The 11,761-nt window shown below is 50.6% G+C and carries 11 protein-coding genes; all 11 read right to left on the bottom strand.

The genetic code is table 11. The features are described from left to right. Window positions 1-103 precede the first annotated feature (103 nt). A complete protein-coding gene (locus JRJ22_RS21765) occupies window positions 104-415 on the bottom strand; it encodes a YlmC/YmxH family sporulation protein (RefSeq protein WP_206105251.1) in 312 nt (103 codons plus the stop codon). A gap of 194 nt (window positions 416-609) precedes the next feature. Continuing rightward, complete coding sequence (sigG, locus tag JRJ22_RS21770) at window positions 610-1,392, bottom strand: RNA polymerase sporulation sigma factor SigG (protein WP_039875939.1); 783 nt, start codon at window positions 1,390-1,392, stop codon at window positions 610-612. Between the two features lie 77 nt (window positions 1,393-1,469). Beyond that, complete coding sequence (gene sigE / locus JRJ22_RS21775; protein ID WP_054942164.1) at window positions 1,470-2,192, bottom strand: RNA polymerase sporulation sigma factor SigE; 723 nt, start codon at window positions 2,190-2,192, stop codon at window positions 1,470-1,472. 65 nt (window positions 2,193-2,257) lie between these two features. Beyond that, a complete protein-coding gene (spoIIGA, locus tag JRJ22_RS21780) occupies window positions 2,258-3,205 on the bottom strand; it encodes a sigma-E processing peptidase SpoIIGA (protein WP_206105252.1) in 948 nt (315 codons plus the stop codon). Between the two features lie 187 nt (window positions 3,206-3,392). After that, window positions 3,393-4,253: an Rpn family recombination-promoting nuclease/putative transposase gene (locus JRJ22_RS21785; protein WP_206101467.1), complete on the bottom strand. Its 861-nt coding sequence runs from the start codon at window positions 4,251-4,253 to the stop codon at window positions 3,393-3,395. Between the two features lie 126 nt (window positions 4,254-4,379). Then, a complete protein-coding gene (gene ftsZ / locus JRJ22_RS21790; RefSeq protein WP_206101468.1) occupies window positions 4,380-5,489 on the bottom strand; it encodes a cell division protein FtsZ in 1,110 nt (369 codons plus the stop codon). Window positions 5,490-5,553: 64 nt separating this feature from the next. Continuing rightward, complete coding sequence (ftsA, locus tag JRJ22_RS21795; RefSeq protein ID WP_206101469.1) at window positions 5,554-6,819, bottom strand: cell division protein FtsA; 1,266 nt, start codon at window positions 6,817-6,819, stop codon at window positions 5,554-5,556. A 346-nt stretch (window positions 6,820-7,165) separates the two neighbouring features. Beyond that, the gene (locus tag JRJ22_RS21800) at window positions 7,166-7,921 is read right to left on the bottom strand and encodes a cell division protein FtsQ/DivIB (protein ID WP_206101470.1); all 756 of its coding nucleotides are present in this window, start codon (window positions 7,919-7,921) and stop codon (window positions 7,166-7,168) included. A 70-nt stretch (window positions 7,922-7,991) separates the two neighbouring features. Continuing rightward, window positions 7,992-9,275, bottom strand: coding sequence for a UDP-N-acetylglucosamine 1-carboxyvinyltransferase (murA, locus tag JRJ22_RS21805; RefSeq protein WP_232380921.1), 1,284 nt, complete (start codon window positions 9,273-9,275; stop codon window positions 7,992-7,994). A 239-nt stretch (window positions 9,276-9,514) separates the two neighbouring features. Continuing rightward, a complete protein-coding gene (gene murG, locus JRJ22_RS21810) occupies window positions 9,515-10,630 on the bottom strand; it encodes an undecaprenyldiphospho-muramoylpentapeptide beta-N-acetylglucosaminyltransferase (protein WP_206101472.1) in 1,116 nt (371 codons plus the stop codon). Window positions 10,631-10,635: 5 nt separating this feature from the next. Beyond that, window positions 10,636-11,733: a stage V sporulation protein E gene (spoVE, locus tag JRJ22_RS21815; RefSeq protein WP_206101473.1), complete on the bottom strand. Its 1,098-nt coding sequence runs from the start codon at window positions 11,731-11,733 to the stop codon at window positions 10,636-10,638. Window positions 11,734-11,761: the final 28 nt, after the last annotated feature.

An 11,761-nucleotide genomic window follows, 5' to 3' on the forward strand; every position in this document is an offset into this window, starting at 1 on the left:
AGCTTAGCTTTCTTATATTTCAAGAATCCCCCACAAAGTGACGTTAGGACTCTGAAGCTTACTCAGGGTCTTTACCACAAACAGTCAAAAAAGACGCACCCTGTTAATAAGTGCGCCGTTCATTGCGGTCTCCCCGTTCCAGATACACCGTTTCCCGTTCTTCCTGTCCTTGCGGCAGTCTGGATTCCTCAATCTTAACGAGCACGACATCCGCGCCAATCTTAACAATATTCCGCCAGGGAATTATCAGGTCGGCGCCGCCTCCGAAAAGTCCCATAAAGCGGGTGAAACCGGGAACGATGATAGCATCGATCACGCCACGGCGCAGGTCTAGCTCCAGATCGCTGATCTGTCCCAGCCGTTTTCCATCCACGATATTAATGACATCCTTAGTCTGAAAATCGGAAATCTTCATTTTTTTGCCTGAGCCTAAAGAATCCTCGTTCACCTCGCCACCCCTGTACAATCAGACCTATAGCTGAGTATATGATCTAAAGGCTTGGCAACATGCCAAGTTAATTGCAGTTGGGCTATTTGGCATTACAAAGGGGTATCCTCCGGCTGCTTAGGCAAGCCTGAACTGGATACCCCTGCTTTTTAACGTCAGCTTTAAGACTTCACATGCTTCTGCATCTGCTGGATGGCCGACTTCTCAAGCCTGGAAACCTGGGCCTGTGAAATACCGATCTCATCCGCAACTTCCATCTGGGTCTTGCCTTCGAAGAACCGCATGGAAAGAATCCGCTTTTCCCGCTGCCCCAGCTTACGCATTGCTTCCCGCAGGGCAATTTCTTCAATCCACGAGACATCCTTGTTTTTGTCATCGCTGATCTGATCCATCACGTAAATCGGGTCCCCGCCGTCATGGTAGATCGGCTCGAACAAGGAGACCGGGTCCTGAATCGCATCCAGTGCGAAAACAACATCCTCTTTTGGTACACCCAGCGCCTGGGAAATTTCAAAAATCGTCGGCTCCCGCGAATTCTGATTCGTCAGGCTGTCTCGCACCTGAAGCGCTTTGTAGGCGATATCCCGCAGCGAACGCGACACCCGGATCGGATTATTATCCCTGAGGTATCTGCGAATTTCACCAATGATCATCGGCACTGCATAGGTGGAGAACTTCACATTTTGCGATAGATCAAAATTATCAATGGCTTTCATCAGACCGATGCAGCCTACCTGGAACAGATCGTCAACGAACTCTCCCCGATTATTGAACCTTTGAATAACACTAAGAACGAGTCTAAGGTTACCGTTAACCAATTTCTCTCTGGCGGATCGCTCGCCCTGCTGCTGCAGCGAAGTGAACAGCTCCCGCATTTCCACGTTTGTCAGAACGGGCAGCTTGGAAGTATCCACACCGCAAATCTCGACTTTGTTTCGGGTCATGATGATTTACCTCCCAAGGAGAAACATTACTGTACATTATCTCCCCGGCCCGGCATTTTATTCCTTGGTTTTTCCGCTCACACCATCTTGTTGAACTCCTTGCGCAGCCGTTTGATGATTCTCTTTTCCAGACGCGAGATATAAGATTGAGAGATACCCAGCAGATCAGCAACGTCTTTTTGTGTTTTCTCCTCGCCCCCGCGCAGCCCGAACCGCAGCTCCATTATCAGCCGCTCCCGCTCACTGAGTTTTTCCAGCGCCTTTTGCAGCAGCTTGCGGTCGACCTGTTCTTCAATATTACGGTAAATGGTATCATTTTCCGTACCTAGCACATCCGATAGCAGCAACTCATTGCCGTCCCAGTCAATATTCAGCGGCTCATCAAAGGATACCTCGCTGCGCGTCTTGCTGTTGCGCCGCAGATACATCAGAATCTCATTCTCGATGCACCTTGAGGCATATGTCGCCAGCTTGATTTTCTTCTCCGGATCAAACGTATTTACTGCTTTAATAAGCCCTATAGCACCAATGGAGACAAGATCTTCGATATTGATGCCTGTATTCTCGAATTTGCGGGCAATGTAGACAACCAGGCGCAGGTTTCGCTCAATCAGCATCGCCCGGACTGCAGCATCACCGGTGGACAGCCGCTGCAGCAAATATTCCTCTTCTTCCCGGGTCAGGGGAGGAGGCAAAGCCTCACTTCCGCCGATATAATAAATTTCCTGGCTTTTCAGACCCAGCAGAAACAGCATGCGGTAGTACTGCAGCTGCAGCGCAAGCTTCCATTTGACCATTATTGTTCCTCCTCCAAGAAGTACACCGTTCCCCCGTATGTTCCTTATCTCTTCCTCTTCGACCATTATCAACAAGGCACAGCCGCGTCAGCGGTGTGCTCTTTTTGGGCTAAGTCAGGGTGAATGACCGCCCGGTACGCTCCGTCTCCCGACAGTGTCCCGCCATCCAGCCCGATGAGCACTCTTTTACTGCAGAAGATCTCCTCACCAAGCTTTATCTTCACCAGATCAGGCTTCAGCGCCAGCATAAACGCCGCCCCGCGGTTAATTCCCCGGTAGGGTACAAGCCGCATCCGGTCCTGCCAAGCAAAAGACTGCCCGTCCGTTTCCAGCAGAAGTTTGTCCGCACTCATCTGCGTCAGCTTGCCTTTCCAGGCGGCCGGCAGATGGGTTTCCCACAGTGAAGCCTCCATAACCATCACCGGAATCCGCGTCAATGGATCATTCAGCCGGTTTCCCGTATCCAGCAGGCCCGGACAGACAACGATTACGCCCTCAATCTCCACAGACACCTCACCGATATAGGAATCCAGCTGTTCTCTGCGGATCCGCGAAGAATGGACCAGCTTGAAGAGCAGCAGAATCAGCGGAAGTGCAGCGAGCACGAACCAGAAACCGATTTTTAGCCGGTAAGCTTGACCTCCCGAAGAGGTAAACAGAATACCGTTCCAGATGTCGCCGGAGCTTTGCAGCAAATAGTGAACACCAACAATACCGCCGGCTGCTGCAAAATTAATCACATAAAAAGCTCCTAATGCGCGCAGATAGCTTTGCAGACTCTTGAACCCGAAAGCGATCCATAGCATCAGTACCGACAATCCGAACTTAATCAGGAAGGTATAGAGAAAAGAGAGCTCCGGTACGAACATCATAACCACATACAATGCGCCAACCAGCGCAGAGAGAGCCAGTCTCCACCAGGGGACTTTAACTTTAACCAGCCAGCCTGTCAGCCATAAAAGCACTCCGTCGATCAGCAGATTGGCAGCGAAAATCAAGTCAATATAAACTACCAGTGCATTCACCTGCCTATCCGGAGCCGGGAGCAGGCTCTCTTTTTTGGACGATATGATTAGTATAGAAAGTCTCGCATTCAAAGTCTGTCTAAACATGGGGGGCATTCTGGAGGTTTTTTTGTCGAGATATAGCACGGCGTACGCAAAAAAGCCAACCTTGAAAGGCTGGCTTCAAATGAGCAGATATTTACTTAATAGACTTCAATTCTTCTTCCGTCAGTCCCGTCACCGTCTGTATGGCTGGGAGTTCCATCCCCATCAGCAGCAATTTTCGGGCCATCTCCAGTTTGGCTTCTTTCATTCCTTCTTTGATTCCTTCTTTCATTCCCTTAGCAAAACCTTCTCTTTGAGCGCCGTCTCTTTGCGAAGCCTCATCGTGCAGAAATTTCTGGCGGTCTTCATACTTACGGCGGGCTTCGGAATCCTGACTTAAAAACTCCAGCGTTTCCATCGCCTTTCTCAATGCCGGTTCGTTCATCCGCAAAACCTCCCAATTCGAATTATCGTTCCCTTTCAAAAACAGCAGCCAGTTGACCAGCCCTTCTTCACCAGGGACGGCCGTTGTATTCAGCTTCGGCAGCTCCAGAAAATGAATTTCTATATCGTCAGTAAGCGCTGCGCCGCTGCTGTCCTCCCGCAGATGGAACACACTATGGGTATGCTCATTAGGCAGAACACTATAATTCAAAATATTGATCGTTATGCATTTCTTGAGTTCTGTATATTTACCGCCTGTCTGCAGCTGACTTGAGTACCGCTTGCTCCAGTAATACAAGGTACGCTTCTCCATATCATACCGGTTAAACAGCTGCATTTCGATATTGATCAGCTTCCCGTCAACCGTCTTCGCCCAGATATCAAAGATTGACTGTTTATCCAGCGGATCGTCTTTGTCCGTATACGGATTGAGGAGCACCACTTCCTGCAGCGGAGGGTCCCCGGCATCGAGCAGCACACGATTCAGAAAAGCCAGCAGCACATCCTTGTTGCTTTCGCTTGCAAAAATTCTTTTGAACACAAAATCTACCCGGGGATCAAGCAGCTCCATCTTACGTATCCACTCCCGATATCCGTATTATATCAGCTGAAAAAGCAAAAAAACACCGTATCCGGTCCCAGCATTCGGCCAGGTGGATACGGTGCTTCCGTAAAGGTATTCTGTTGTGGCTAATGATTAATCATTATTGCCGCGTGTGCGGTTGCGCAGGAAGGTCGGAATATCCAGCTGATCAGAGGTAGTCTGATTACCGAACGGACGCAGATTAGCACTCTTGTCTGCTGCAGGCTCACTGCTTGCCGCAGGACGGCGTGCTGGTGCAACCGGTGAAGGCTTGTGCTCAAAGCCGGTAGCAATAACCGTAACTTTGATTTCGTCCTTCATGCTCTCTTCAATTATGGCACCGAAGATCATATTCACTTCAGGGTCCGAAGCTGAGGTAACGATCTCAGCTGCCTCATTCACCTCATACAGGGAGAGGTTGGAGCCGCCTGTAATATTCATAATAACGCCACGTGCACCCTCAATAGAAGTCTCGAGGAGCGGGCTCATGATGGCTTTGCGGGCTGCTTCAGAGGCACGGTTCTCACCGGTGGCAATACCAATACCCATAAGCGCAGAGCCGCGTTCTGTCATAATCGTCTTTACATCGGCAAAGTCGAGGTTGATAAGTCCCGGAACAGCGATAAGGTCCGAAATACCCTGTACAGCCTGGCGGAGTACATTGTCCGCTTCGCGGAATGCCTCCAGCATCGGTGTTTTCTTATCGACGATTTCAAGCAGGCGGTCATTAGGAATAACAATTAAGGTATCCACCTTTTCTTTTAAAGCCTCGATACCCAGCTCAGCCTGGTTCGAACGTTTTCTTCCTTCAAATGTAAACGGACGGGTAACCACACCCACAGTGAGTGCTCCGCATTCTCTAGCAATTTCGGCAATCACAGGTGCTGCGCCAGTACCGGTACCTCCGCCCATTCCTGCGGTAACAAAGACCATGTCGGCACCCTTAAGTGTATTCGAAATCAGATCGCGGGACTCCTCGGCCGCTTTCTTGCCTACTTCAGGATTGGCACCTGCGCCAAGTCCCCGGGTAAGCTTGTCCCCGATTTGCAATTTATGCTCCGATTTGGCCATATGCAGCGCTTGGGCATCCGTATTAACCGTGATGAATTCAACACCCTGAACGCCATTTTCGATCATCCGGTTAACGGCATTGCTTCCGCCGCCGCCCACGCCGATGACCTTTATTTGCGCCAAGCTCTCCATTTCAAAATCAAATTCCAACATATTGATTCCATCTCCCCCTCGAATAGTGCTTGGATGGCCAGTCCAAGTATATCTGGACTTACACTTATATGAACTCGCTAAACATATTTTTTAGACGCTCTACCAAGCCTGGCTTCTTATCGATCTCCTGGTTTGGAGCAGCGCTCTGCTTGCTTCGGTTGACCGTCTTCTTGTTGGCGCTTCCGCCACCCGTCCCCCGACTGCGGAAGCGGCGGACGACGTTATGCAGAATGCCTACGCCGCCGGTAAAGCCGGGGTCTCGGACTCCGATATAATCAGGAACAGCAATCCGCACAGAAGCAGATAGCTCAGTCTGGGCTGCTTTTAATACACCCGGCATAGATACAGTACCACCCGTAAGTATATAACCCCCAGGAAGCTCATTGTAACCTAATCGTTTCACTTCCTGACGAATCAAGTGAAAGATTTCCTGGACTCTCGGTTCAATAATAGCTGCTAAATCTTCCTGATTGAATTCCTTTTCCACATTGCTGCCGATGCGGAGCACTTTAAACACAACATCTGCGGCAGCATCGTCTATCCAGGCGCAGCCGTATTTCAGCTTTACCTTTTCAGCTTGATCTGTAAGTGTACGGAGTCCGTACGCGATATCATTGGTTACGAATTCTCCTCCGATCGGGATCGTGGAGGTTGCACAAAGGGAACCCTCTTCATATACGGCTATCGTCGTAGAGCCGGCACCGATGTCTACCAGTACGGCTCCCATAGATTTCTCATCTTTGGAAAGCGCCAATCCGCCGGCTCCCAGAGACATCAGCACAAGATCCTTAACTTTCAGCCCTGATTTCTCTACACAGCGAAGCAGATTATGTATTGGCGTTTTAGCCCCTGTAATAATCGTCGCCTCTACTTCCAGACGAACACCGATCATTCCGCGGGGATCCTGGATTCCTTCAAGGCCGTCGACGATATATTGCTTGGCGACAACATCGATAACTTCACGCTCAGGCGGCAGAGCAATTACCTCTGCTGCTTTGATTACTCGTTCGATATCATCTTCGCCGATTTCACGGTCCTCATTCTGAACGGCCACGACGCCATGGCTGGATTGCAGCCCGATATGATTGCCGGAGATTCCGACATAGACCTCGGATATTTGAATACCGACCATTTGCTCCGCATGTTCTACGGCACTCTTGATCGATTGCACAGTCTGATCGATATCTACAATCGCACCCTTGCGTATTCCTTCCGAATCAGCAGATCCAACGCCAATGATATTAAAGGTTCCATTAGTTACTTCCCCAATAATTGCCCGAACTTTGGATGTACCGATGTCCAAACTAACAATGATGTCATTGTTGCTCAAGCCCTATGGCACCTCCTGTTATAATCAAAATAAAATATGATGCTGACGAAACAAACGATTTCCGGTTCCGGAAAGCTTCTTTGTACATATTCAACATCCCTATTCCTTTCCCTCTTTTTTCTACAATTTTTTTGAATGGGATAATATGGTTTATACCTTGTGAGTATAGAAGGTATCTGCCAAAAAACAGGATACGAAGCGATATCACAAGTAAAATAAGGTTAATAAAGGAATAACATCCATATTTAGGCCTTACTTTCAAAAAAACCGCAGAAAAAAGAGGGATACAGCTTATTGCCCGTAAAACAGATTGTAGCATTTTTTCCGAATTATTAGTAGGGACTATTTACTCTTGTATGACCTCTTTGTCCTCATTTTCGGCAATGAAAGGAACATAAGTATCAGCTTCAAGCATCTTGATCAGCCCAGGCTGTTCCGTCTCTATCACCTGATTCAGATATTCCACTTTATCTTTCAGCAGGGAGATCGCCGTAATAACTTCAAAATGCGAACGAGTGTACAGTTTAATCCGGTCCGGGAAGGATAAGGTAGGTGAGGGTACAATCTCGGAAATGTCACTGGTCAGTTCATTCGGAATATCGGCTAATGCTTGGCAAAGCTTGGCCTTGAACGGGTCATCTGCCTGCCAGTTAGTCAAAATAGGCTTCTCCACCGCAATCCCGGTCTCATTCACCTTGACTGCAGCACCGCTGGATAGTATAGCTTCCAGAGTACCTTGCTGATCTAACTCGTAAGCTACTGCCGGGAACTCTGCGACGGTGATGTTGACGACTCCGGGGAAATCCTTCTCCACGGTTGCTTCCCTGACGGTCTTAAGCTCTTTCAGCGCTTCTTCTACAGAATGAGCCGAAGCCGCGAAAAACTGTCCGCCGACCACAAGTCCGCTCTGGGCAAGGAGCTCCTCACGGGTAGAATATTTATTTCCTTGAATATTAATTTCCGTAATACGGCTGACTGACGAGCGGAAAAAGATAACCGCCAGCAGCGCGAGGAACAGCAGCAGCAGTATAACGGTGATTTTACGGCTCATTTTTTTTACAGGCTTGTCCTCTTTTAGAAGAGGTAAACGGGTTTTAGGCATTCTCATATCTCCGTAATAAGGCCCTGTCTCCTTCCCTTACAGTACAGTAAGCTGAAGGAGACAGGGAGCTTTAATTGGCCAAATCAACAGGACCCGGTACAGGTGCTTTGCGGCTGATGCGTGCACCCAGCTTCTGAAACAGCTTCTCGATACCGTCATAGCCCCGGTCAATATGGTGCGCCTGCTCGACTACTGTAGTTCCCTGAGCTGCGAGTCCGGCGATCACCAGGGCGGCTCCTGCCCGCAGATCGGTTGCTTCCACCGTTGCTCCATACAATCGCTGCACACCGCGGATAAACGCCCGGTTTAAATCAATGGAGATATCCGCACCCATCCGGGCCATCTCCTCCACATGCTTAAAGCGTCCCTCGAATACCGTCTCTTTAATGACACTGAAACCATCGGCTAAAGACAGCAGCACCATAACCTGTGATTGCAGATCTGTTGGAAAAGAGGGATACGGTGAAGTTACTATTCTCTCTACCGCACGTGGACGTCCAATGCAACTGATATTAATTATATCATTGCAAACTGTGATTTGAACACCTGCCCGCCTCAGCACATGGATGAGCGAAGTTAAATGACCGGCATTCGTATGGGTCAGCGTAACACTGCCGCGTGTGGCTGCTGCGGCAATCATTACCGTGCCGGCTACAATCCGGTCCGGAATAACCTCATACGTGCAGGGGTACAGCTTATTCACACCTTGGACCGTAATCGTATCGGTACCTGCACCGATAATCTGAGCGCCCATCGCATTCAGGAAATTCTGCAGATCCTGAATCTCTGGCTCTCTGGCCGCCCCCGATATCGTGGTCGTTCCCGCTGCCATAGCAGCGGCCATCATAATATTTTCTGTCGCTCCAACACTGGGATAGTCAAGATGAATGTCACTTCCAGTCAGCTTTGCAGCCCGGCAGGTAATCCGTCCATTACTCTCCTCGATCTCCGCTCCAAGCAGCTTGAGGCCCTGCAGATGAAGGTCTATCTTGCGTTCCCCGATCGCACAGCCTCCCGGCTGATAAATCGTCACTTCTCCAAATTTGGATAATAATGGCCCCATCAAAAAAATAGAAGATCGCATTTGACGCATTAGATCCTCTGGAACATGGGAAGTGCTTAAGGAAGACGTATCCATCGTCACAGTCTCCGCCTCATGCGCAGTCACGCAGCCCAGCCGTTCCAGGATATTCAGCATCGTCTCGATGTCCAGCAGCTTCGGCACATTGTGCAGTGAGTGAACTCCTTCGGCCAGCAGGCTCGCTGCCAGGATCGGCAGCGCCGCATTTTTTGCTCCATGGATACGTATGGTGCCTGACAGGGGACTTCCACCCTCAATCACCAATTTGTCCAATGTATCACCTCCGAGATTACCGCTCACCCACCACTGGCACTTCCCATATGAGGACCATGAAATGTGCGGGACAGCCTTTCCCGCTTTCTCATTTCACAAACCGGTAGTGCCCTGGGTGATTGTCACGATTTATAGGATTATCCTATGTTCATAACCCCGGGTGTGTGACTGAAGGAGGCTAACAAGAACCGTATGCGCCTTATCCGGCTTGACAGCTCTGTACGGACAAGAATAGATGCCTATTTTTTGCGTGTGGCTACAAGCCGCCGCAATTCGCTGACGACCAGCGCGGCAGAATCTCTTTTGCCCAGACGCCTGGACGATTCTGCCATGCTGCTCCGCAGAGACTGCGACCCGATAATCTGCTGGACAGCCTCATGCAGCGCCTGCCCCGTTAAATCCTTCTCCAGCAGCACGACAGCCGCACCTTCCCGTTCCAGCTGCCTTGCATTCGCTTCCTGATGATTGTTCGTCACATTCGGGGACGGAATAAGGACGGAGGGAATGCCCAGTGCTGTGATCTCAGCCAGAAAAGAGGCGCCCGCCCGGTTCACAATCAGTGAGGTGCAGGCCAGAACCTCCGGCATATTGTGCACATATGGGAGAATATGCAGCCAGCTTGGTTCTCCTCCAAGCTTTTGGCGCAAGGTTTTGCGGGTTTCCTCGAAATAAGACTCGCCGGTTACATACACATAATGAACACCATTACCCTTACCCACAAATGGGGTCATTTCAATCATCGCCCGGTTAATGGCCTTGGCTCCGCCGCTGCCTCCAACCACTAGTACTACTGTGCTCCCGTCCGGGATGCCAAGTGAGGCATAGCCGCGCTTCGGACTGGCGGCTGTCACTGTTGTAGCCCGGGGGTTACCGGTGTAAATAACGTTTTTGCCGCTCGGAAAGGCTGATTCCGTGCCTTCGAAGCTTACTGCCACTGTATCGGCATAGCGGCTTAGAAACTTGTTGGTAAGACCGGGAATGGCATTCTGCTCATGAATAAGTGTAGGAATTCCCAGACGGGAAGCTGCGTACACTACCGGTCCGCATACATACCCTCCGGTACCGATGACTACATCCGGTTTGAACTCTCTAAGCATTTCTTTAGAGGCTTTGACTCCCCTCAGAAAACGCATCACCGTTTTCACATTGTCCATAGAGAGCTTCCGGCGGAAGCCGGTAATGTCGATGGCTTTAAAAGGAAGGTTCTCCTGCGCAACAAGCCTGCTCTCCAGACCGCGTTTACCGCCGATATAGAGAAAGGCTGATCCGCTTTCTTCTGCTTCCAGCTGCCTGGCGACGGCAACGGCGGGATAAATATGTCCCCCCGTACCTCCGCCGCTTAATACGATACGCATGTCTTTCACCTCGCATAACGGGATAAATTCAGTAAAATGCCGAGAGCTGTAAGCATTAGGGTAAGTGATGAACCGCCGTAGCTGATCAGCGGAAGCGTAATGCCCGTAACCGGCATCAGGCCGATCACTACACCGATGTTGATGATGACCTGAACGGCCACCATGCTGACAATTCCGACGGCCAGGTAGCTCCCAAACCGGTCAGGCAGGCTCATGGCAACCTTCATCCCCCGCCAGATCAGAATCAGGAACAGGCTCAGCACTGCGAGCCCCCCGATGAACCCCAGCTCCTCAGCCAGGATGGAAAAAATAAAATCAGTCTGCGGCTCCGGTACATAGCTGTACTTCTGCCGGCTCATGCCCAGACCAAGGCCGCCAAGACCCCCGGGACCAATCGCATAGAGGGACTGGATAATCTGATAACCGGCGCCGAGCGGATCGGACCAGGGGTCCAGGAAGGCCGTGATCCGCTGCAGCCGGTAAGGGGCGGCGGCGACCAGGCCGGCAAATCCCGCGGCCCCAAGCGCCCCGAGCGAGAGCAGATGCTTCATCCGGGCCCCCGCCGTAAAGACCATCATCAGAGCCGCACCGAACATTACAGTACCTGTGCCGAGATCCGGCTGGAGCATGATCAGTGCAAACGCAGAACCGATCAAAGCAAGCGGAGGCAGCAGGCCGCGCGTGAAGGTGGAGATATCATATTCCTCCTTCCCCAGCCAGTTGGCAAGGAACAGAATCATCCCCATCTTCATGAATTCAGAGGGCTGAATACCGAAACTGCTGATTCCCAGCCAGCTGCGCGCCCCGCCCCGCACCACTCCGATGCCCGGCACCAATACCAGAACGAGCAGAATAAAACAGAGAATCAGCGCAGGTCTGGCGAATTTCTTCAGTACGATGTAATCCGTGTTAGCGGTAAAGAACATCGCGCCTAAGCCTAGTCCGGCGAATAACAGCTGTCTTTTGACAAAATAAAACGAATCGCCATAATTGCGGAAGCCCAGAACCGATCCGGCGCTGTATACCATTACCATGCCGATAACCAGCAAAGCAAGAATGGGAATCAGCAGCCAGATGTCAGGCGCATGACGCGTTTTGTTCATCAGGAGCACACCTCTTGCATCCGTAGTA

This window comes from Paenibacillus tianjinensis, from assembly GCF_017086365.1.
Taxonomy (GTDB): Bacteria; Bacillota; Bacilli; order Paenibacillales; family Paenibacillaceae; genus Paenibacillus_AQ; species Paenibacillus_AQ tianjinensis.